Below are 22,801 nucleotides of genomic sequence, written 5' to 3' on the forward strand. Positions count from 1 at the left end.
TTACACCAGGGGGATGAGCTGCTCTAGCAGCCGACGAACTTTCTCCACCCCTCTATTAAGATTTTGTTCGATACTCGCCATCTCAATCAGACTTTCTCCGCGACCGGCTGCCTGGTTGGCAACAACCGCGATTGCCGCGTAGCTTAGCTCTAACTCTCGTGCAAGAACAGCCTCGGGCATGCCGGTCATGCCCACCACATGACAGCCGTCCCGTTCCAAACGATCAATTTCCGCCGCCGTTTCTAGGCGAGGTCCTTGGGTGGCGCCATAGGTCACCCAATCGGCCATGCTTAACCCAGCCGCCGCTGCGGCCTTAAGCAGCAAGTTCCGCAATTTCGAACAATAAGGATAGGTAAAATCAACATGGACAACCTCTCTGAGGTCTTCTTCAAAAAAAGAATGGCCACGACCCCAAGTATAATCAATAATCTGATCAGGAAGCGCAAGTTCGCTCACAGCAAGCTTGGCGCTAATACTCCCCACCGCAGCAACGGCTACCACCCGGGTGATACCTATTTTTTTGAGAGCCCAAAGATTGGCGCGATAATTAATCTTGTGAGGCGGAATCGTATGCCCGGAACCGTGGCGAGGTAAGAAAACCACCTCCTTACCGCACAGTTGACCATAGGTGAGGGGGCAGGAAGGCTCCCCAAAAGGAGTATGCACCACTTGTCGCCGGGTAATTTCTAGATCTTTCAGGGTAGTCAGCCCGGTGCCGCCGATAATTGCAAGATCCATCATAACAATCTCCCTATCATTCCTTTACCGCGTAAATTCCAGGCGCATTGCGGAGATATTCCTTATAATCCATACCATATCCAAATAAGTAGCGATCGTCGGTTTCAAGTCCCGCAAAATCCGCCGGGGCGCCCTGCTTGCGCTTATGTTGCTTATCCACTAGCACGGCACTGTAAACCTTTGCGCCTTCTCCTTGGCAATATTCCCTGATGGCGGTTAACGTGTGTCCCTCATCAAGAATATCATCCACTATCAGTACCACCCGATCCTGGAGAGGAACTCTGGGCTTGCGTAGCCAATGCAATTCCCCGCCTTCGGTAGCACCCTGGTAACGGGTCACATGGACATAATCCAACTGCAACGGAAAATCAAGCCGTGGCAGAAGACACCCGCAAGGAATCATCCCCCCCACCATACAACATAGCAACAAGGGATTACGGCCACTTAGCTCCGCCGTAATTTCTCCGGCGAGCCGATCCAGCGCCGCTTCTACTTGAGACTGTGTATAAAGACAGTCTGCTTCGCTATAAAGCAGTTGGATCTTCTCCAAACTATCTCCCATAGTTGGGGCTTCTCCAGTCAAGAGGTAACGCTGAGGTTACCTTATTAACATAGCAAGTTCCGAGCGAATCCGGGCTACGGCTTCTTGTCCTTCAGCGATGGCCTCCTCCGCCCGGTGAAAATCTAACAGCGCGAGATCGGTAAGGCGAGGCGTGATGGATAGGTCGGGCGGATCTCCCGCCAAACGGCTGCGGGTAATATGCACTTGCATGATATTAATACTATTGGCGACGATATCAAGCAAGGAAGGAGGAGTATCCATCGCCTGACTCTCATTTTGTCCTCCGGATTCTCCCCAAAAATTGGCCCACAAGGCTTGTGTTAGAGCAGAGCCCAAACCCCGAGAGTTCGTCGCGGCCAGGAGGCGGGATTGATCCGCCGAGCGCACCACCCGCCGGCCCAGCAAACCGGCATTGAGATCTACCGCAATGACTCGCGCCGCACCTAACGCCCGGCAGACACTTACCGGTACGGGATTGACCAAGCCGCCATCCACTAACCAATGACCGCTCCAGTTTACGGGAGTCAATAATCCGGGTAAAGCGGCGGAAGCATGCACCGCCTCCAGTAAAGGGCCTTGTTGCAGCCAAACTTCCCGGCCATTTTCCAGATTAGTCGCCACGGCTGCAAAAGGCATGGGCAAGTCTTCAATCGCCTGATAGGGAAAACGCCGGGCCAAGAATTTAAAGAGCTTTTTACCCTCGATAAGCCCGCCACGAAGCCGAATATCAAAGAAGCCAACCGTGTCTCTCCATGTTAGAGAACGAACCCATTGTTCCAAGTCATCCAGAATCCCAGCTCCATAGGCCGCCCCCACTAACGCCCCGATAGAGGAACCCGCCACGACATCGGGAACGATACCATTTTCCGCCAAAGCGCGGAGCACGCCAATATGGGCCCAGCCACGGGCAGCGCCACCCCCTAAGGCAACCCCGATACACGGAGGGGATTGCGGGTTATTAGGGATGGTTATTTCAGGTCCATGATCAGCATTCTCTGAGATCAATGGAAAGCTCCTCCAAGATCTTATCCTCCAAGTGTCCGCCCTCGTCCAGTGGCAATATCACCCAAACTTACAGTAGTCTATGTTAAAAACTTATTTTTTATATCATCCGTTTGCTAGGGTGGCAAATAAACACCTGCATAACGCAAACGTCTTTTAAAGACAAAAAACATATAGGTAATAAAAACATGCGTGAATTTGCCCGGTTTATTATGCGGGGCCGTCTCTACGCAATAGCTACCGCGGGATTGTTCGGCGCACTTGCTGTTGCGCTCCCTCCCCTATCTCTCTTTAGCGGCGCCACCGTCGGCTTAACGACCTTGCGCCACGGCATGAAAGAAGGACTGGCCATTACCGCAGGCGCGGCCTTAGTGGTGGCAGTGATATTCTTAGCCATCGCGGGAAGGGCAGACTTATCCCTTCTCCTGCTGCTGGGATTATGGCTCCCCAATACCCTGGGGTGTTGGATTTTGCGGATCACGCAATCCCAAGCTTCCACCCTGTTAATGGTTGGAGGCTTCTCTGCCTTGTTTGTAGTAAGCATGCATGCGTTAACAGGTGATGTCATCGCTTGGTGGCAGCAATGGATTGAACAGGCCATAACTCGGGCGAACATCAAGGATGTTACGGTTGACCAGCTCGCTCAAGAAGGCGCGCTTACCTTGATGAACGGCCTGGTGGCCATGGTTTTTGGTCTTAATCTCATGTTGACCATTCTGCTGGCCCGCTGGTGGCAATCCCTTCTCTACAATCCTGGAGGCTTTGCGAAAGAGTTCTATGAGTTACGGTTGCCCCGCAGCCTTACCTATCTCACCGTACTTCTCTCTGCTCCGGTGCTTACGGGCGTTCTCGGTGAGAGAGGCCACCTATTGACCGATCTGTTTATCGTAGCGGTCATGATGTATTTATTTCAGGGATTAGCCGCCATGCATAGCATGACAGCTACCCGTAATTTATCCCAATGGTGGCTGTTGCCTATCTATCTAGGGCTTTTCCTGATGCCCCCTCATTTTATCATTGGGCTGGCCCTGGTCGGAGTCGTGGATGGCTTGATCAATCTTCGCGGCAATCCTCCCCCTCCGCCGCCTGCCAAGGCATAGCGTAGACGGCCGAATTTTGATATTCCTGAATCGCTCACCAGGCACCACCGGAGGTGGGTAACCGCCTCCGGCTTCCACAAAGCACAGCATCAGTTTCCATACTCCAACGTTACTTCCGCTTACTTTGCCAACACGCCGCCCTCCTCGGCCTGCGATCATATCGACGGTAAAACTTAATCGCTTTTTTCCGCTGCCTACTGAACCAGCCAAATAGCCAATCCACGTCCAGCCACTACGGCACTTCCATTTCTCCAGACATCAAGTTGGCCTATCATCCAGTTTTCCAACCATACCGGCTCACTGCAAACTCAAGAGTTCTTATCTTACCGGTCTCAGCAAATAGGTTTTCTAATGATTAAAGCGCTGCGCATAGACGCCCCTCAGCTGCTGCATCTCCTGCGAGATTGCCCAACTTCATTAAAACAGTTGCAAACAGCGCCAAAGAATTCCTACTAAAACTCTCTCTTCTCATCCTCCAGATAGATATCCTTGTACCTATCTCCTCTCAAGCTCACATGATACAACACACTCGCAAAACCCCCGATGGTAGACCTTTCCTCTCCCTGTTCCATAGGAACGCTCTCGTGCCTGACACTGAACAGGCTCCCGTACTTGCTCAAAGAGCTTAGGTTGAAATTTAAGTTTTAAAGTTCATATGTATATCACCCCTTGGCAAAATTAAAGACCTTGAGCTATAAGTATGATATTGGCGATTTTTTCCTGTGTATAGATAAGGCGCAGGTTAGACAATCTATTTCATGTTCGGCAGCGCAACCCACGATGGAGTTAGATCTGTGAATGTGCTCGTATTCGGTGCATCGGGTGCGACCGGCCGTGAGGTAGTTAAGCACGCACTTGAACGCGGGCACTCCGTTGCCGCGTTTGTCCGTGACCCCGGCAAGTTTGAGATCAAGCATGCCAACCTGGCCCTGGCGGTCGGCGACGCGACGGAGTATGTGTCGGTTGAACATGCCTGCACGGGTCAGGATGCCGTCGCGAGTGCGTTGGGATCCGGCAATTCCCTGGGTTCGCACCCGACTTTGACCGATGGTGTCCAGAACATCATTCGAGCTATGGATCACGCAGAAATTCGCCGTTTCGTGTATTTGTCGATGCTCGGGGTCGATGGCAGCGGCTGGCAGCTCGGCTTAGTGGACCGATTCATCGTGCTACCGCTGCTGTTGCGCAACGTAGTGAAAGATCACGCGAGAGAGGAAGCGCTCATCAAGCAAAGCACGTTGGATTGGGTGATCGTGCGTCCTCCACGATTGACGAACGGACCGTACACAGGGAGATATCGAAGCGGCGAGGATGTCAGGGAGAGAACGCTCCTGGCGTCAATTTCGCGTGCTGACGTGGCCGATTTTATGGTGAAGCAGTTTACGGGCGATCGCTATGTGCATGGAACACCGGCGGTACGGGGCTGATCGATAATCATGCAGCCAGCGGCGGCACCGAACAGGTCGTCAATCCAGTGGACGCGCTGCGCGCGCCACTGATTTCTGGCGTTAGCTGAAACGGTGGAACCTTGTCGTGCTAGACGTAAAACAGAAAGGCGTGTTGCGGGGCATGCTTATTGGTACAGCTTTTGCTCTAGCTATTACTGTATTAGGTTCATGGCTCAACCCATTTTCGTTCTGCCCGAACATGAGCGAACTCGCACGATTAAATGTCGCCATCAAAAATAGCTTGTTACCGGCGATTTGCTTGGCTATTGCTATCGGACGTCTAGCTAAGCACCGCTTCTTTAGCCCTGAAGATATTGATGGCGGAGACCTGACAGAGGCAACAGAGCAGGCAAAATTGTTGCAATCATTATTGCAAAATACGCTTGAGCAGTTTGCTTTCGCGGTGGCAGCGTACTGCGCTTGGGCTGTTGTGATGCCGTCAGCATGGTTATCTGTTGTGCCTTTGGCGGCTGCAGCTTTCATCGTGGGACGCATTTTGTTTTTTATTGGATATTCGCGCGGAGCATCCGCAAGAGCTATTGGCTTTACCTTGGCGTTTTACACCTCAGCAGCAATGTTGGTCTCCGTAACTGCAACCGTCTTTGTGCAACTTATTACAGCTAATAGATCGCTGCAGTTGGCCGCCCAAAGCGCTGGTGCGCTTGGTTTCCCTCCGCGGCCTGCGGCCGCTCCGGCGGCAACTGAGCTTCAGTGTTAGCGTTTGTAATGGAGGGAAGCATGGACCCGTTAGTAATTGTCGGAATGATCGGCGTGGCAACTACAGCGATTGCCTCGTTTCTAAGCTATAGACTTGGACGTCAGTCTGAGTTTGCCATGGCTGAATGGATGCGCGAGGTACGCTCATGGGGAGCGCAGGTGGTATCCGCGTTATCTGACGCAGCGTATGGAATAACCAATCAACGGGGCGAATCAAAAGACGAATCGCAATGGGTTAAACAGCTTTCTGTTCTTATTGAAGTTGGCCGATTCTATCTGCCAAACCAACATCAAGATCAGTACGGCCTAGATAAACCTCTGGCTTATCGGGGATTTCGCCACGCGACTCTAGACCCCTTGGTGGCGGCGATCAGAGTTATTCAGGGTGCGGCGCCTACTAGTATAGACAAGGGCCAGGTGCTTTGGGAACTTAGGCGGGAATTTGTGTCAAGCTTATTCGAAATACTTGGTCCCGATCATCACAATAGAATGATTGCAAAAATAATCCGAAAAAGCCATAGCTCCCGAAGCAATGATCTGCCATTAGGGGGGCTTCTACCTAGAAACGGGACTATTCCCCTTGGTTCTAAAGCAGTGCTCGACACGGTGGTTAAGCGGATTAGATCTAAAAGCACATGTCAGAGCTAGATGTTCGTGGATTCCAAGGCTAACAATAGCGTCAACACGGACGTCTTAACCTTTCGCTTTGCTCCGGGTAAAGACGCCGGTTACGCTTAGCGTTATATGTTTCAAAATTCAAGGTAGCGAAGGGGCTCGGGCTAAACTAAAGCTTACTACCTAACCAATCTCGCAGTGAGAGTTGGTTGCAATCAGCCCTCTAACGAATCGCAGCAGGTGACGTTTGACTCGTTAGGCCCGAAAACAAGTTTAGCATTTTTTCTTACCGAGAAAACAATGTCAGAAACTGTAGATAATATTCTCATAGAAGCAATCAACGATGAATACAAGGCACGTGCAACATACCGCCATGTCATTCGTAAGTTCGGTGAAATACGTCCCTTCATTAATATCGTAGATGCGGAAAGCCGGCATATCGAAGCATTGTTACCTTTGTTTCAAAAATAGGGTGTTGCTGTTCCAGAAGATAATTGGGCTTCACGAACTGAAGCGCCTCAAGCTGTTCTGGAAGCCCGTCAAATTGGAGTCGAGGCGGAAATCGAAAACGCAAATATGTATGATAGGTTACTTCAATCGATAGCAGATTATCCAGACGTTCAGAGAGTACTCATTCAATTACAAAGAGCATCCATGGATAATCACCTTCCTGCCTTTCGCCGATGCGTTGAAAGAGGCGGAAGGCAGGGGCAAGGTTGGCAACAGCGCCATCGCCACGATGCCTGAGACCAACTAATCGCCTAACAAAGCAACCGCAAGAGGTAATCGCCCCATGGGATGAATTTCAAGAACTCGCAGAAATTCTGGGCTTAGATTTAGATTCAGAAGCTCTGGAAGATTTGAGACAAACTCGTGAGGACAGAGAGAGTAGAAAATGTGACGCCTACATAGATCTGCATAGTATCTGATCATGTATACAATGGTGGTACATCACCATAGACCATATTGGACCGCGTGGCGATGTATTGTAGATTATTTTGAAGTAAAGGAACTAAAATGGGAAAAGAAACCAGCTTGTTCAAAAGTGAAGAATCGAAGAAACGGGCCGAAGTGAGTGAGTTTCTGCGCCAAATTGCTGAAAGAATCGCAAAGGGTGAAGTTGTCTTGCGACAGGGAACAGAAGAACTTGTGCTACAAATCCCAGAGAATCTGATTTTGGAGGTCCAAGTCGAGAACGAGGATAAGAAAACCAGAGGCCTCCAACATAGCTTGGAGATAGAGATAAAATGGTTTGATAATGATGGGTCAAGCGGTCCATTAGAGCTAGGCTGAAGCAGCAACAAGCTACGATTGATTTAGGCAACGGTCTGAATCAGATGATGATGGGAAGATCGAAGATGGATGAAGACAAGTTTCGCAATCTCAAGAGACCGAGATATCCGCTGCTGGATTTCATTAAAGATGCGCTCCCTTGGGCGGATAAATGACTGCACGTACGAACACCGGTTCATGGGTAGGATGGATGATCCATTTTGTTTAATGGTACCGAAAGCTGAGGAGGTTTCCATGAAGGCATTCGTAATGTTAAACATCGGGCAAGTGGGGGTCGTTGAAAAGGATCGGCCGATCTGTGGGCCTCTGGACGCGATCCTGCGCCCGACGAAGGGGCTAATCTGCACATCTGATGTGCATACCGTCCATGGTGCGATTGGAGAACGGGAGAACCTCACCCTGGGACATGAAGTTGTCGGCGTGGTCGAGGAAGTTGGAGCGTTGGTTGCCAACTTCAAACAGGGAGACCGGGTAGCGGTTGGTGCTATCACCCCGGACTGGGGTTCAGACGCTGCGCAGGGAGGCCATTCGTCGCAGTCTGGTGGAGCACTGGGAGGCTGGAAGTTTGCCAATATCAAAGACGGCACCTTTGCCGAGTACGTGCATGTCAACGAAGCGGACGCCAACCTCGCGCTGATCCCCAAGGGTGTGCCAGACGAGTCGGCTGTGTATGTGTGCGACATGATGAGCACTGGATTCATGGCCGCAGAGAACGCCAAAATCCCCATCGGTGGCACTGTCGTAGTCTTCGCCCAGGGACCTGTGGGCCTCATGTGCACTGCGGGGGCACGACTGCAGGGTGCCGGTTTCGTAATCGCTGTTGAAAGCGTGCCCAAGCGCCAGGAGCTGGCCCGGCACTTCGGGGCTGACAAGGTGGTGGACTTTACCAAGGTGGACGTGGTAGAGCGGATTCTTGAGTTCACGAACGGCGAAGGCGTGGATGCGGCCATCGATGCGCTAGGCACATCCAAGGTGCTCCAACAGTGCGTCAAGGTGACCAAGCCCGGCGGTATGATCTCCAACGCTGGTTACCATGGTGACGGCGAGTTTGTCGAAATTCCCCGCGTGGAGTGGGGCGTCGGAATGGCGGAGAAGGACATCGCCACGGGTCTCTGCCCAGGCGGACATCTACGGCTCTCCCGTCTACTGAGGTTGCTGGAAACCGGGCGGATCGATCCCACTCCGATGACTACCCATACCTTTGGATTCAATGAAATCGAGAAGGCATTCCGCATGATGGAGAAAAAAGAGGACGGTATGATCAAACCGATGATTGATTTCGAAGCCTGAAGAGTTCTGTCAAGTGCGCAGGCCCGTTAGGCGCTGTGGAGTAAATGACCTGATGAACATTCATAAAAAAATAGTTGTTGACGAACAAGGCAATCCGCAAGAGGTAATCATCCCATGGGATGAATTTCAAGAACTTGCAGAAATTTTGGGCTTAGATTTAGATTCAGAAGCTCTGGAAGATTTGAGACAATCTCGTGAAGACAGAGAGAGTGGTAAACGCGACGCCTACATAGATCTGGATAGCATCTGATCATGTATGCAATGGTGGTACATCGCCGGGCTGCTCGTTATTTGAGAAAACTGTCTCAAGATCAGCAAGTCAAAATAAAACATGTACTGACCCAGATGAAGAACGGTCCGCTTGGATTATCAGGTATTAAGAGTATGGTCGGTGATTGGGCAGGTTATCGTAGAATACGAGTGGGCAATGTTCGGATCATTTTTTGGATTGATGAACTCAAGAATGTCGTCTATGTAGACCATATTGGACCGCGTGGCGATGTATACAAGAATAAAGCCTAATAGATCCATGCACGTGGACCGCTTCCTTCGGTCGCGGCAGGCGATCAGTTTGATAGGTCTAAGTTGCACCCACGGCCGCTACGGTGGCTCGAAGCGCCGTCTACCTCCCGTCGGAGCGGACACCAGGACACCACTACGCGGCTTTGCCCCCGTGCTCGCGATGTGCTCATCCTGAGCGCCCGCCCCGCGCCGGGTATCGCTCAACTTCGACCCGATAGCGCTTCTTGGACATCATCAGGTAAAATTCGGCCATAGCCAAGACCAATAAGTTGATAGAGAAAATCCTACGAGGCCGATCAGATGCCAGCATAGGCGTTGAAGAGTTGCGCTCATTGCTGAAGAGCCTGGGCTTTGAAGAACGTATTCGCGGTAGTCATCAAACCCTATCAAGTTCATTAAGTACGTACTGTTATTCTGAAATATCGGCTAGGAGTCGATGGCGACGCATAAATACGAAGTGATTATTTATTGGAGCCAAGAAGATAAAACGTTTATAGCTAGGGTGCCGGTACTGTATACGTAGGGCGCTCATCGAAGGAGTGCATGGACGCACGACGACCCCCTGCCTGCTGCAGGCAGGCGTGGAGGAGTATACCCACCGGCGGTGGCTTATGGCTACTAAAGGATTCCTGAGAAACGCGGATGGCAGCAAGGCGAGTGCGACCGCCTGCCTATGCGATGCACGCAGACAGGTCGGGAACAGCCAAGCGAGACTTAGCCGCAAACTCCAAGAAGCGGAGAAGATCTGAGCCACATATCGAAGAAGGAGCAGGCATACATGTCCCGTAAAATTTCTATTTCTATCGTGCTCATTGCCCTTCTATCTCTCCTGGGTTTTGGCGCATGGACGGTGTTGTTCAAACCTGCCGGCGGGCCGCCCGTGGGGTTCGCCCGTGGCAATGGCCGGATCGAGGCGGACCTTATGGATATCTCGCCACGCCTGGCCGGACGGGTGGCCGAGATCAGGGTGCGGGAGGGTGAGCGAGTACGGTCAGGCGATGTTCTGGCAGTGATGGACACAGCCGAACTAAATTCGCAGCTGATGCGCGCCGAAGCGGCGGTGGCCAGCGCTGAGGCGACGGCCGGGGTGGCGACGGCACAGGTGGCCGAGGCCGATGCGAAACTAGCGCTAGCACGCAGTGAACAGGCCCGCGCTGAAACGCTGAGTAAGCGCGACATGCTTTCGTGCCAGGATCTCGACATCCGCCGCACCGAGACGCAGGTGGCCGAGGCCGCGCTGACCGCCGCCAAGGCCAACCTGCGGGCCCGGCAACGCGCCGTCGACGCTGAAGCCGCAGCGCGCGCAGAGATCGCGACACGCATCGCCGACAGCACCCTCTACGCCCAGGGCGCGGGGCGAGTGCTTTACCGTCTGGCGCAGCCAGGCGAGATCCTGAGTAGCGGCGGCAAGCTACTGACGTTGGTCAGCCTTGAAGATGTCTACATGGAGTTCTTCCTGCCCGCCACTGAGGCTCCGCGCGTCAGGATCGGCGATGAGGCACGCATCGTCCCGGATATCATGCCCCACACTGCCGTACCCGCAGTGGTGACCTTCGTCTCGCCGCAGGCCCAATTCACGCCCAAGCAAGTGGAAACTGAGGCTGAGCGCAAAAGCCTGATGTTCCGTATCCGCGTGAGCATTCCGCCCGAACTGGTCGCGGCGCGGATGGATCAGGTCAAGACCGGCGTGCGCGGCGTCGCCTGGGTGCGGCTGGTGAAAGACGACGGCAGTCTACCAAAGTGGCCGGAGGGGCTGACTCCACCGCTGCTCGCTACACCCACTCAATCCTCCACAGAGCAACCATGACACAATCCACGCCGGTTGCCCATCTTGAACGCGTCAGCCACCACTATGGTAAGGTTGCCGCGCTCCACGATCTGACGCTGACGCTGCCGGCTGGACAGATGGTGGGTTTGATCGGCCCCGATGGTGTAGGCAAATCGACGCTGATGGGTTTGATTGCGGGTGCCAAGCGCCCACAGCAGGGTCAAGTACTCACTCTGGACGGAGACATGGCTAATAAGCGTCACCGCGCCGCCGTGGGCGGGCGCATCGCCTATATGCCCCAGGGACTGGGGCGCAATCTCTATCATGATCTCAGCCTACGCGAGAATCTGGAATTTTTCGGTAAGCTGTTCGGCCTGGATGGGGCCGAGCGCGCCGCGCGCATCGAGCGGTTGACGCGCGCCACTGGCCTGTATCCTTTTCTCGACCGGCTCGCGGGCAAGCTATCCGGCGGAATGAAACAGAAGCTGGGGTTGTGCTCGGCGCTGATCCATAGCCCTGATTTTCTCCTACTGGACGAACCCACCACCGGCGTCGATCCGTTATCGCGCCGCCAATTCTGGGATCTCATCGATGCCATTCGCGCCGACCGACCGCAGATGAGCGTACTAGTGTCCACGGCCTATATGGAAGAAGCCGCGCGCTTTGACCACCTGGTGGCGATGAACGCGGGCAGTGTGCTGGCCGAGGGCAGCCCCCAGGCACTGATGAACCAGACTGGCACCGGATCGGTTGGTGAAGCCTTTGCCGCGCTGCTGCAACCGGGCACGGCCATTACCGACATAGCCACCGACCGTGCAGCGGATACCGCCCTGCCAGACACAAGTAGTGAACTGGCGATCCGCGCCCGTGCCCTCAGTCGGCGCTTTGGTGACTTCACCGCCGTAGATGCGGTTAGCTTCGACATCGCACGGGGGGAAATTTTTGGCTTTCTCGGCTCCAATGGCTGCGGCAAGACCACGACCATGAAAATGCTGACCGGCCTGCTGCCCGCCTCGGAGGGTGAGGCATGGATCTGCGGTCAACCGGTGGATGCACAGAACCTGAATGCTCGCCGCCGCGTGGGCTTTATGTCGCAGACCTTTTCGCTTTATGGTGAACTGAGCGTGCGCGAAAACCTGTTGCTGCATGCACGCCTCTTTCATCTCGGCCGGACACTGACCGAGCAACGGCTGGCTGACCTAGTGCCCCGCTTCGGCCTCGAACCCTACCTGGACCAGCGCGCCGACGCGCTGCCCCTGGGCTTGCGCCAGCGACTGTCCCTCGCGGTAGCGGTGATTCACGCGCCGGAGATCCTGATCCTCGACGAGCCGACATCGGGCGTCGACCCCCAGGCGCGCGATGACTTTTGGCGACTCTTGTTGGATTTATCACGCAACGAGGGCGTGACCATCTTCATCTCGACTCATTTCATGGACGAGGCCCTGCGCTGTGATCGTATATCGCTGATGCACGCTGGCCAAGTGCTGGTCACCGACACGCCGGCGGGAATCATCCGCTCGCACCATGCCACAACCCTGGAAGAAGCCTTTATCGCCTCTATCTCCGCCAAAATCCCCCCAGAGTCCGCCACGGGCGCGACGCTGACTATCGCTCCCGCAAGCGCCCGTGTGGCCCATGATGTCTTTGGCTTCAGTCCACGCCGTCTACTCGCCTTTACCGCACGGGAGACATTACAAGTGCGCCGTGATCCAGTGCGGCTGGCCTTCGCCTTTCTGGGTAGCGCACTGCTGTTGTTAATCATGTCGTTTGGCATTTCCCAGGAGGTGCGCAATATCCCCTTTGCCGCCCTGGATCAGGATGACAGCCCCGAAAGTCGCGCCTATCTCTCGACGTTCGAGGATTCGGTCTGGTTTCGGGGCCATGCGCCGCTGCAAGATGTCGAACAACTGGAACGCCGCCTGGCCAGTGGTGAACTGGCACTGGCACTGCAGATCCCACCCGCTTTTGGCATCGAACTGCGGCGCGGCTCTGGGGCTGAAGTAGCGGCGCTGATCGATGGCACCGATACTGGGCGCGCGGGCACCATCGAAAGCTATGTCTCGGCTGCTCACGCCTATGTGCTGGCGGCGGACGCAGGCCCAGTGCCCGCGCTCGATATGCTCGCCCAGAAGCCAGCAGCCAGAACCCCACCGGTGGTGCTGGAACCGCGCTTTCGCTATAATCCGGCGATGGCCAGCTTGCCCGCGATTGGCCCTTCGATCCCACCGTTGTTACTGCTGCTAATTCCGGCGATCCTGATGGCTGTCAGCGTGGCGCGGGAAAAGGAAATCGGGACCATCACCAATTTCTACGTCACCCCCACCGGCCGGGCCGAGTTTCTGCTCGGCAAACAACTGGTCTATATCGGCATCACGCTGTTGAACTTCGCGATCCTGACGGCGCTGGTGGTCCTGGTGCTGGGGGTGCCGCTGCACGGTGACCCGCTGCTGCTAGTGCTGGCATCACTGGTTTATGCGGTGGCGGCTACCGGCTTTGGCTTGATGGTTTCAATGATGACAGCGACCCAGGTCACCGCGGTGTTTGCCACCACCATCCTGTCGGTCATGCCGACCCTGCAATTTTCCGGGATGATGGAGCCTGTTTCCTCGCTCCAGGGCCCGGCGCGATTGCTGGGCACCTTCTGGCCCACGACCTGGTACATGGCGATCAGTGTCGGCAGTTTTACCAAAGGACTGGGGCTGGCGGATCTGAGCGGGGCACTGCTCCGACTAGCAGCTTTCGGCCCGGTATTCACCGGACTGGCCATCCTCGCGCTGCGCAAGCAGGAGCGGTGATCATGCAGCGTCTAGCCAATATCTTCTGGTTGTTCGGCAAGGAGTTGAAAAGCGTGCTGGGCGATCCAGTCATGGTGATCCTGATTGTGTGGTCTTTCGTCGTCGCCGTAATATTAGAGGCCAGCGGTGCCGGTGACACGGTACGCAACGCCGCTATCGCCGTTGTGGACGAAGATCAGTCTTCCCTCAGCAGGCAGATTTCCGCAACGCTGATACCGCCCTGGTTCCAGGAACCGGTGGCCATGAACCCTGATCAGGCCAGCGCTGCCATGGACCGGGGGCAAATCATGTTTGCACTGTCCTTTCCACCGGATTTTGCCGCCGACGTGATGGCTGGAAAAGTTCCCGCCGCGCAACTTCTGGTGGATGCTACCGCGGTGTCGCAGGCGGAGCTCGGTACCGACTACATCAGTAATATCGTGCAATCGGAAACGCGCGCCTTTCTGACCGGCAGCCCCGACGCCCCCGACCCGCCGCTGCGGCTGGAATTGCGTCGTGCCTTTAACCCCAACGGCAATCCAGTCTGGTTCAAGGCCGTGTCCTCATTGCTCAACCAACTATCGCTACTGACTATCGCGTTGACCGGCGCGGCGATGCTGCGCGAACGGGAACACGGCACCATCGAGCATCTAATGGTGATGCCACTGACCCCCGTGGAAGTGGCGCTGTCCAAGGTTCTGGCAACGATGGCGGTGGTGTTGTTAGCGTTTATCGGCTCGCTTCTTTTTGTCGTGCAAGGGGCATTGCAGATACCGGTGGCAGGATCGGTGCCGCTGCTGGTCGCGGGTGCGGCGATTTATCTATGGGCAGCCGCCGCGATTGGCATGTTCTTGGGCACCATAGCGCGCAGCATGGCGCAGTTCGCGCTGCTGGTAATCATGGTGATCATCCCGATAATCATGCTTTCGGGCGGCATGGGTGCAGTGGAAAGCCAGCCCGAGATCGTCCAGCGCCTGACACTGGCGTTGCCTTCCCGCCATTTCCTCGCCTTTGCCAAGGCGGTGGTATTTCGCGGCGCGGGTATCGAATTGGTCTGGCCCGAACTCGTGCTAATGGCCGGGCTAGGTACCGGCTTCTTCGGGGCAAGCCTGGCACTATTTCGCCGCTCGATGAGCCTCAACGGTTAAAGCACGCACAAGTATGCCTGCCTGCAACTCGTCATGGACCCGTGAGTTCAATACTGGCTTTTTGAAAAATCTCCGTTCATCCTCAATCCGGCAGAACCTTCACCGAGCGCCGCGCCTGCTTCTGTTCTCCACGGCGGCGTTTCTCTTCCAGACGCCGTTGCCTGGCAGCTCGCGAAGGCTTGGTCAAACGCCTCGGTTTGGGTTTTTCCGCCGCCTGCCGTAGGAGGACGACCAGACGCTTGATGGCATCCTGGCGATTACGCTCCTGGCTGCGAAATCGCTTGGCGGTTATCAGCAACTCCCCTTCCCTGGTAAGCCGGTTGCCCGCCAGTTTCATCAACCGTTGGCGGACATCCTCGGGCAGGGAGGAGGAATGGGCGGCATCAAAGCGCAATTGTACCGCTGTCGCTACTTTGTTCACATTTTGACCACCTGGGCCGGAGGCCAGCACAAACTGGAAGTGGAGTTCTTCCTCTTTGAGCTGAATGTGCGGCGTTACGGTAATCATTTGACATCCTCCCCGGCCTGAAGATCAGAGATTCCTACATTGCTCCGGCGCGGCATTGAACTTGCCGCTGGCTCAGGGACAACTCCCGGCGCGCAACTAAGATTTTATTTTCCAGCCTTATCCGTTGCTAGTAAGGACGCTAATGCCGGCCAGATATTATCTAGCATTAACGTCTGGGCCTCGGCGCGGGGATGAATACCATCCGCTTGCATTAACTCCGCCTGAGTGGCGATCCCCCGGAGGATGAAAGGCGCGATTGTTACCCCGTATTCATCTTTCAGATCGGTAAATAACTGCTCAAAACGCTCGGTATATAAAGGTCCGTAATTAGGCGGCAGACGCATTTTAACGAGCAGCACCTGAGCGCCGTTTTGCTGGGATTTTTCAATAATCCGGGCAAAATTTTGGCGTATTTCCGCCAGGGACAAGCCACGCAAGCCATCATTGCCTCCCAGTTCAATCACCACAATTTCCGGCTGATGGGCGGCCAGCAGGGAATCCAGGCGGCCAAGCGCCCCCCGGGTGGTTTCGCCGCTAATACTGGCATTCACCACCTGATAAGGGTAGCCTTTACGTAGTAATCGTTCCTGAAGACGGGCCACCCAGCCTTGCTCCAGGGAAAGACCATAGCTGGCGCTAAGACTGTCTCCCAGAATGACAATGGCGGGTTGAGCCGCAGCTCCTGGGACGATGGGCTGAAGCAGTAAACCCACTAATATACTGAATCGAAATATGGCGGATAATTTCATCATACGCGCAGAACACCTTAGCAAACGGGTGGAAAGCCCAGAGGGCCTACTAACCATACTAGATGATATCAGCTTTTCCATCGCCCCCGCTGAAGCCTTGGCGGTGATCGGCGCTTCCGGTTCCGGCAAATCTACCTTGCTGGGGCTGCTGGCTGGTCTGGACACGCCAACCTCCGGGCGGGTTATTTTGGACGGCGTCGACTTGCAGACCCTGGATGAAGACGGGCGGGCTCAGTTACGCAGCGACCGGGTGGGTTTCATCTTTCAGAGCTTTCATCTCCTGCCCAATCTCACCGCTCTGGAAAACGTTATGCTGGGCCTAGAGCTAGGGGGGCACACTCAACCACGGGAAGCCGCCTTGGCAGAGCTAACAGCCGTTGGCCTAGGCGCTCGAACTGGCCACTACCCTAATCAGCTCTCGGGCGGCGAGCAGCAACGGGTCGCCATCGCCCGCGCCTTTGCGCCCCGCCCATCCATCCTCTTTGCCGATGAGCCTACTGGCAATTTGGACAGCCAAACCAGCGCTAAAATCAGCGATCTCCTGTTTACCATGAAAAAAGAACATGGCGCCACGCTGGTGCTGGTCACCCATGATAAAACCCTGACCAAGCATTGTGACCGTACCCTGGCCCTGGATAATGGCCGCCTGCTACCCTCCTCTTCTAACCGTCGGTTACTACTGCCCTGGAAGCAGACGTCATGAAAATATTAGCGTTCTCCCTTGCTACCCTGAAGCGGGACTGGCGTTCTGGCGAGATTCGGTTAATCGCCATGGCCCTTATCATCGCGGTGAGCGCCGTTACCACCGTTAATTTTTTCGTTGAACGGCTGCGCCAGGCCATGGAAACGGAAGCCGGGACGGTGCTAGGCGGGGATCTGGTGGTGGAATCCCGCGAGCCGTTGCCCGAAACCTTTATCACTCAGGCTCATACCCTGGGGCTGAAAACCTCCCAGACTGTCTCCTTTCGGAGCATGGTGCCCGCGGGCGATCGGCTACAGCTCACGGAGATCAAAGCCGTTGAGGAAAATTATCCCCTACGGGGCCAGTTAATGGTAGGGGAAGATCCCTTTACGGAACCTGGGGTAACTAAGCAAACCCCATCCCCTGGCACGGTATGGATGGATCCACAGCTCACCCAGACCCTCCAACGAACGGTGGGCGATGACATTGATCTAGGACAGTTACGCTTAGTAATAGACAAACTCTTGTTCCTGGAACCGGATCGGGGCGCTCAGGTTTTCAATATCGCCCCCCGGCTGTTAATAAATTTTAAGGATGTGAAGCGTACCGACTTATTGCTGCCGGGAAGCCAAGCCCGCTACCGCCTGCTCCTGGCGGGTCCCTACCGGGACATCCTGTCCTACAAACACTGGGCCAAAGTCCATGCGCCGGACAATGTGCAGGTGATGGGGGTCCGGGATGGACGACCCGAGTTGCGGACCGCCCTTCAGCGGGCCGATCAATTCCTGACCCTGGCGGCCTTGACAAGCGTTTTCCTGGCGGGTGTAGCCATTGCCATTGCAGCGCGGCGATACGCGGATCGACACCAGGACAACTGCGCCATCATGCGCTGCCTGGGCGCGACTCAAGGATGGATTATCCAAACCTATGCCATGACCATGCTGTGGCTGGGACTCATCACCAGCCTGCTCGGTTGCCTGGTGGCCTGGCTCGCCCAATCGGTGCTGGCTTATCTCATGATTCAACTCTTTCAAAGTGAACTGCCCCCCGCCTCTCTCTTGCCCCTGCTGACCGGTACCCTGACGGGGCTCATTGCTCTGCTCGGCTTTGCCTTGCCGCCCCTGATGCGGCTCAAGGATGTACCACCTTCCCGGGTACTGCACCGGGATAGGGAAAGTGCTCAGCAGGGTGGCTATAGGGTCTATGTAGGCGCGCTCATCGCTATTGCGGCGCTTATTCCCTGGCAGTCAGGAGAAATAACCCTAACCCTCTATGTCCTTGGCGGCAGCCTCTTGACTGTCGCGGTGCTGGCAACTTGCTCCTGGCTACTTATCAACGGTCTCAAATTGCTGCGCCCACGGGTGGGCGTGGCCTGGCGTTATGGTTTCGCCAGCCTGGCGCGGCGGGCGGGAAGCAGCATCGTGCAAACCATCGCCCTGGGACTGGGGATCATGGTGATGCTGCTACTCACCGTGGTACGCTCTGATTTGCTGGCGAACTGGCAGGCTAATCTCCCTCCCGATGCGCCTAATCATTTTGTCATCAATATCCAGCCGGATCAGGTCGAAGACATGCAAACCTTTTTTGCTGAGCAAGGCCAACCCGTGCCCCGGCTGTATCCCAATATCCACGGCCGCTTAATCGCTATCAACGAGACCCCTATCACAGAGAAAGATTACCGCGACCCGCGCGCTCAACGACTGTCACAGCGTGAATTTCACCTCACTTGGGCCGCTAAATTCCAAACTGATAACCACATCGTGGCCGGCGACTGGTGGTCCTCCCAACCCTCACCCCCGCCTCAGTTTTCGGTAGAGGTTGATCTGGCCGAAACCCTCGGAATCAAACTGGGCGATTCCCTCACCTTTCAGGTAGCCGATAAAAAAATTGAGGCCCCGGTCAGCAGCTTGCGGACTATTGAATGGAACTCCTTTAATCCCAACTTTTTCGTCATGGCTTCACCAGGATTGCTGGACGATTCTCCTGGCACCTATTTGACCAGTTTTTATTTGCCGGAAGGCAATAACGCGCTCCCAACCGCCTTGGTAAAGCAATTTCCTAGCGTCACCATTCTCGATGTAAAAGCATTGATGGCCCAAATCAGAACTATCATTGATCGGGTCACCTTGGCCGTTGAATTTATTTTTATTTTCACCGTAGCCGCGGGGCTGGTGGTGTTATTTGCCGCTATTCAATCCACCAATGATGAACGACGCCATGAAAGCGCCGTATTTCGAACCCTGGGAGCAAGCAGAGGCACTATCGTGCGCGGTCTAGCGGCGGAATTTCTCTCCCTGGGAGCGGTAGCAGGAACCGTAGCCGCCATTGGCGCCCTTGCTATTGGCTATGTACTGGCGGAACGGGTACTGCATACCGGCTTTCAGTTCAACGGCTGGCTGCTTATTCTCGGCTTGCTGGCCGGCAGTCTGGGCGTGAGCCTTGCCGGCCTTTTAGGCACCCGCTCGGTGCTGCAAGTACCACCCTCGCAAACATTGCGGCAGGTCTAAAAGCGCAGGGGAAAAGGCGGGAACCTCCTTGTTCCTGAGAATGCCTCCTTGTTGACTTTTATTGCGGCGGCACGCAAAAGGCAATGCCCTCATCTACCCAGCCTTGGTCTAATAAGGGCGTGAGCAAGGCCCGGTCGGTCACAAAGCGGTGGTTGCTCTCCTCCCCCCGGGCAAAGCCATTGTTATAAGCCCGGTAGACGGGGGCGAAGGTCTCCGGACACTGCCGCCCTTCCCCCTTCCCCTGGGCGGGGATGGCCATAAAGGCATCGCCCTCGAAGTTCCAGCGGGGCGCGGTGGGGGGCGTTTGGGCTTGCAGATCCATCAACAAGCCGCACTCCTGGGGAGAGGGGGTAAAGAAATGGCTATTAGGGCCAGGAGAGACGGAGCCATAGAAACGGCACAGGTACACTCCCACGTTACTGCCTAACAGGCTCCAGGCTTGAAAGGTATGGCCGGTGCGCTCCCAGCCAGGTCCCGCCATACCCCTATCTATCATCTCGATTTCCCAGGGGAAGGGGGTCATGAAGTAGTGGCCCAATTCGGTGTTGAAAAATTCCACCACCGTGACCTCGCCCCGCGCCTGTTCGACTGGTACGGCTTGACCCTCCCCGAAGCAATCGGTCTGGGGGCAAACAAAATAGCCGGCGGCGCTCACGCCTATCAGCAGGCCGTCCGTATAAACCACCGTATGGGGAATAGCCAACAGGCCCTTACTCAGGGGTTTCCAAGCTTTCCAGGTACTGAAAGGCACCGGGCGCACTTTGACCCCCGTGTCGGTGCCCGCCACCAGCAGCGGTGGCAGGGGCGCCTTCTGGGGCACGAAAACCAGCCCATGGACCGGCTCCTGTAAGGCAGTCAAGTGCCAGGACACCCCCCGATCTTCGCTCTGGTATAGTCCTTGCTCAGAGAGGGCGTAGGCCACCTGGGGATCGCCCGGATCATGGACCACCCGCACCGTATCGACCGGAAAGCTGCCATCGTCCACCCGCTGCCAGGTGGCGCCTAAATCCAGAGATTCCCGCAGTTCCGCCGGACGGTCAAAAAACTCGGAGGTAATCGCCCACAGTCCCGTGCCTTCCGGATTAGCCAGCAGATTATAGCGATCGTCCCCAAGTCGATGATTTGCCACTTGTTCCTGCCAGGTGAGGCCATCATCCTCACTGTGGTAAATAAACTGTTGGGCGGGACCCCGAATCCCTACGAAAAGGGAACCCCCTGCCCGTACCGGCGGACCAGTGAAGGCGGCGTTATTCAGACCCAACACACTGCGGTCGGACCAATTAAGGGCGTCGATGAGCTCGCCCTCGGGGGATAACCGCAACATCCCATAGAGGTCAAAAACCAGGGTACTGCCATCGTCAGCCTCGATGGCGTTAAAATCGGACACATTCAGATAAGTAGGCTGAATATTAGGCGGATCGAAGACCTCCTCCAGGTCCGAGGAGCCCAGATCGGGATCGGGGGTTTCCGGGGGAGAGTCCTGAAGGGGTAGCAGGATCTCCATCGCCGTTTGGGGCGGGTGAATCCGAAAGACCCCTCGTGGACGCAGTTGCAGGGGATCAGGCTCGAATTTATCGGAATACTGCAACCACACGCTATCTGTTCTCACCAGAGGGGTCAAGGCGGGGGCCAGCAGCTCCGACCGGCCTAAGGAATTAGAGTTAATAAAAATTTGAGGGTTGACGCAGGAGACCTCTTCCGGACACAAAGGACGCCATGGGGCCCCTTGGGTGGTGCTTGGCTCTGCAGGCGTGATCCCAATTCGAAAGCCCTCTGCTCTTAGCGCAGCGATATCCGCCTCATCCAGGTAAACTTCCTCTATCGTATAAGTGCGGCTTTCGGGGTCGAAAGTCAGGCTGGTTCTAAATAAATTACCCGCCGGGTCTTCGTCCACATAGACGGGCGGCAACACGGCGGGGTCCACCTCTTCTGTATGGATAGCGGATTCATCTCCATAGGAAGAAGTACCAAGGGTTGCGACCCATAACAAAACAATCCACAAATAACGCATTATTGCTCCTTAGTTGGGCGACTACTTTTGGGTGAGCCATATTCTAAAAGATATATTTATTGTACTTTTTTTCTAGTATACCTTGGCGATGACTCATCCATCCATCAACGTAGTAGGCGCTTAAGAGTCAAGGTAGGGCGGGAAAGCGTAGCGCATCCCGCCATGAATAAAGATGGATTTCGGCGGGATGCGCTCCGCTTTCCCGCCCTACGTGCTACGTGCTTTCCTATCAAATCAAAAGGTACTTATAAGGATAGATAGGCCACGGCGAGACTGAGGCCCACAAAGCCGCCTGCAAAGGACAGAGTTGAAATCCAGCGTGATGGCTGTGGCCGATCGCCCTCCGGAATCATATCCTCGATGGTGGCCAGCAACAGCAGGCCGACGATAAAGGCAAGCGCGGCATGCTGAACGAAATCATTCTGTCCGCCCAACAGCCAAAAACCTATCGTAGCGCTGGCTGCTACCAGCAGGAACATAGAAAAACAAAGCAGCCAGCGCCGACCGCGTGGCACCTTATTTTCCTGAAGATTCTTAGTGGTCGCAAAACCGCCGGGAATATTAGCCACTGCCTGGGTCAGGCCGATCAGCAGGCCAAGACCACTGGTGACCGCCGAACCCGCGCCGGTCATCAGGCCATCGCTAAACAGATCAGCACCGATAACAGTATAGACCATCAAAGCCCCAGTGCGGGTTCCGCCAAACTGACCGCGCAGCGCTCCAGCACCCTGCCATAATAACAGCGAGAACCCAGCGCCAAACAGGAAAGCAATGACAATGATCCACATGGGGATTGTCTCAAGGATGCGTGGCATTAAATCGACCGCAACCAGTGCGATCGCAATACCCGCGGCGCCATGCAAAGCAGCCCCAATAACCCAGCGCGGGGAGTGTAAACGCTCCGCAAGGGCAACACCCATTAGATTACCGGCTGCTGGCAGCAGGGCGTAGAGCAGCACAAGCAGAAAATCGGTGAGCACGGTCTCCTTACTTAGTACCTAGGGGGACTGAGAAGAAAACTCATGCTAGTTGACAGTAGGGCTACTTGCAAGCCATGACTGCTCATAAAAGTCCAGAATAAAATCTGACAACCTGAGCTCATTCAAGCCATCCACACCGATAGATAAGGCAGTCCTAGTCAGCTCTTGCGCGCGTTTCACGGCTGGCTTGGATCTACTGGCAGGGAGCAATTTGCCGGGCGCCTCCCCTTTTCTGCGTGTAACCGCTACACTGCCGGTAAATCAGCACAACCCGGTCAAACTCTACGCCATCACCGGGAGTGACTTAGATGCCATTGGAACCGCTTGGCATTATCGCTGAGGCTAGAGGCTTTAAACCATGGAGATTTTGTTTCATGTTTACTGGCT

The 22,801-nt window shown here is 55.2% G+C and carries 20 protein-coding genes; 13 read left to right on the forward strand and 7 right to left on the reverse strand.

Translation table 11 applies throughout. The features are described from left to right. From NWAT_RS12945 to rssA, 3 genes are read right to left on the reverse strand one after another with little or no spacing between them, the layout of a single operon-like run. Positions 1–741: an S-methyl-5'-thioinosine phosphorylase gene (locus NWAT_RS12945; protein WP_013221498.1), complete on the reverse strand. Its 741-nt coding sequence runs from the start codon at positions 739–741 to the stop codon at positions 1–3. A 13-nt stretch (positions 742–754) separates the two neighbouring features. Further along, entirely contained in the window at positions 755–1,300 is a 546-nt protein-coding gene (locus NWAT_RS12950; protein WP_013221499.1) for a hypoxanthine-guanine phosphoribosyltransferase, read from the reverse strand. 36 nt (positions 1,301–1,336) lie between these two features. Next, positions 1,337–2,305: a patatin-like phospholipase RssA gene (gene rssA, locus NWAT_RS12955; protein ID WP_013221500.1), complete on the reverse strand. Its 969-nt coding sequence runs from the start codon at positions 2,303–2,305 to the stop codon at positions 1,337–1,339. A 185-nt stretch (positions 2,306–2,490) separates the two neighbouring features. Between rssA and NWAT_RS12960 the strand changes: the two genes are divergently transcribed. From NWAT_RS12960 to NWAT_RS13015, 11 genes are all read left to right on the forward strand, one after another. After that, positions 2,491–3,402 (forward strand): DUF2232 domain-containing protein, encoded by a 912-nt coding sequence (locus NWAT_RS12960; RefSeq protein ID WP_013221501.1) that lies wholly within the window; start codon positions 2,491–2,493, stop codon positions 3,400–3,402. A gap of 794 nt (positions 3,403–4,196) precedes the next feature. Continuing rightward, positions 4,197–4,829 carry an NAD(P)-dependent oxidoreductase gene (locus NWAT_RS12965; RefSeq protein WP_013221502.1) on the forward strand — a complete coding sequence of 211 codons (633 nt, stop codon included), beginning with the start codon at positions 4,197–4,199 and terminating at the stop codon, positions 4,827–4,829. Between the two features lie 106 nt (positions 4,830–4,935). Then, on the forward strand, positions 4,936–5,568 hold the full coding sequence (locus NWAT_RS12970) for an MAPEG family protein (protein WP_013221503.1): 633 nt from the start codon (positions 4,936–4,938) through the stop codon (positions 5,566–5,568). A 20-nt stretch (positions 5,569–5,588) separates the two neighbouring features. Next, positions 5,589–6,215, forward strand: a complete 627-nt coding sequence (locus NWAT_RS12975; RefSeq protein ID WP_013221504.1) for a hypothetical protein — start codon at positions 5,589–5,591, stop codon at positions 6,213–6,215. Between the two features lie 984 nt (positions 6,216–7,199). Continuing rightward, positions 7,200–7,475: an amphi-Trp domain-containing protein gene (locus NWAT_RS12985; RefSeq protein WP_013221505.1), complete on the forward strand. Its 276-nt coding sequence runs from the start codon at positions 7,200–7,202 to the stop codon at positions 7,473–7,475. A gap of 234 nt (positions 7,476–7,709) precedes the next feature. Then, on the forward strand, positions 7,710–8,765 hold the full coding sequence (locus NWAT_RS12990; protein ID WP_013221506.1) for an NAD(P)-dependent alcohol dehydrogenase: 1,056 nt from the start codon (positions 7,710–7,712) through the stop codon (positions 8,763–8,765). 52 nt (positions 8,766–8,817) lie between these two features. After that, positions 8,818–9,015: a hypothetical protein gene (locus tag NWAT_RS12995; RefSeq protein WP_013221507.1), complete on the forward strand. Its 198-nt coding sequence runs from the start codon at positions 8,818–8,820 to the stop codon at positions 9,013–9,015. Positions 9,016–9,017: 2 nt separating this feature from the next. Further along, a complete protein-coding gene (locus NWAT_RS13000) occupies positions 9,018–9,287 on the forward strand; it encodes a type II toxin-antitoxin system RelE family toxin (protein WP_013221508.1) in 270 nt (89 codons plus the stop codon). 778 nt (positions 9,288–10,065) lie between these two features. Next, entirely contained in the window at positions 10,066–11,094 is a 1,029-nt protein-coding gene (locus tag NWAT_RS13005; RefSeq protein ID WP_013221509.1) for an HlyD family secretion protein, read from the forward strand. Then, on the forward strand, positions 11,091–13,850 hold the full coding sequence (gene rbbA / locus NWAT_RS13010; RefSeq protein ID WP_013221510.1) for a ribosome-associated ATPase/putative transporter RbbA: 2,760 nt from the start codon (positions 11,091–11,093) through the stop codon (positions 13,848–13,850). Before NWAT_RS13005 ends, rbbA begins: the two co-directional genes overlap by 4 nt. Positions 13,851–13,852: 2 nt before the next feature. Next, positions 13,853–14,977, forward strand: coding sequence for an ABC transporter permease (locus tag NWAT_RS13015; protein ID WP_013221511.1), 1,125 nt, complete (start codon positions 13,853–13,855; stop codon positions 14,975–14,977). An 82-nt stretch (positions 14,978–15,059) separates the two neighbouring features. On the opposite strand, the gene arfB is transcribed toward NWAT_RS13015, so the two are convergent. Together arfB and NWAT_RS13025 are read right to left on the reverse strand one after the other, a co-directional pair. After that, positions 15,060–15,485 (reverse strand): alternative ribosome rescue aminoacyl-tRNA hydrolase ArfB, encoded by a 426-nt coding sequence (gene arfB / locus NWAT_RS13020; protein ID WP_013221512.1) that lies wholly within the window; start codon positions 15,483–15,485, stop codon positions 15,060–15,062. Between the two features lie 104 nt (positions 15,486–15,589). Then, complete coding sequence (locus NWAT_RS13025) at positions 15,590–16,237, reverse strand: arylesterase (RefSeq protein ID WP_049773007.1); 648 nt, start codon at positions 16,235–16,237, stop codon at positions 15,590–15,592. Here NWAT_RS13025 and NWAT_RS13030 point away from each other — a divergent pair. Both NWAT_RS13030 and NWAT_RS13035 read left to right on the forward strand, forming a co-directional pair. Beyond that, positions 16,218–16,937: an ABC transporter ATP-binding protein gene (locus NWAT_RS13030; RefSeq protein WP_013221514.1), complete on the forward strand. Its 720-nt coding sequence runs from the start codon at positions 16,218–16,220 to the stop codon at positions 16,935–16,937. The two genes, NWAT_RS13025 and NWAT_RS13030, sit on opposite strands and share 20 nt — an antisense overlap. Then, positions 16,934–19,423 (forward strand): ABC transporter permease, encoded by a 2,490-nt coding sequence (locus tag NWAT_RS13035; protein ID WP_013221515.1) that lies wholly within the window; start codon positions 16,934–16,936, stop codon positions 19,421–19,423. Before NWAT_RS13030 ends, NWAT_RS13035 begins: the two co-directional genes overlap by 4 nt. Positions 19,424–19,481: 58 nt before the next feature. Here the strand turns inward: NWAT_RS13035 and NWAT_RS13040 are convergent, their stop codons facing one another. Together NWAT_RS13040 and NWAT_RS13045 are read right to left on the reverse strand one after the other, a co-directional pair. After that, complete coding sequence (locus tag NWAT_RS13040) at positions 19,482–21,434, reverse strand: hypothetical protein (RefSeq protein ID WP_013221516.1); 1,953 nt, start codon at positions 21,432–21,434, stop codon at positions 19,482–19,484. Positions 21,435–21,679: 245 nt separating this feature from the next. Beyond that, positions 21,680–22,414, reverse strand: coding sequence for a ZIP family metal transporter (locus NWAT_RS13045; protein WP_013221517.1), 735 nt, complete (start codon positions 22,412–22,414; stop codon positions 21,680–21,682). Between the last annotated feature and the right edge of the window lie 387 nt (positions 22,415–22,801).

The sequence above is a fragment of the Nitrosococcus watsonii C-113 genome (genome assembly GCF_000143085.1).
In the GTDB taxonomy this organism is placed as follows: Bacteria; Pseudomonadota; Gammaproteobacteria; order Nitrosococcales; family Nitrosococcaceae; genus Nitrosococcus; species Nitrosococcus watsonii.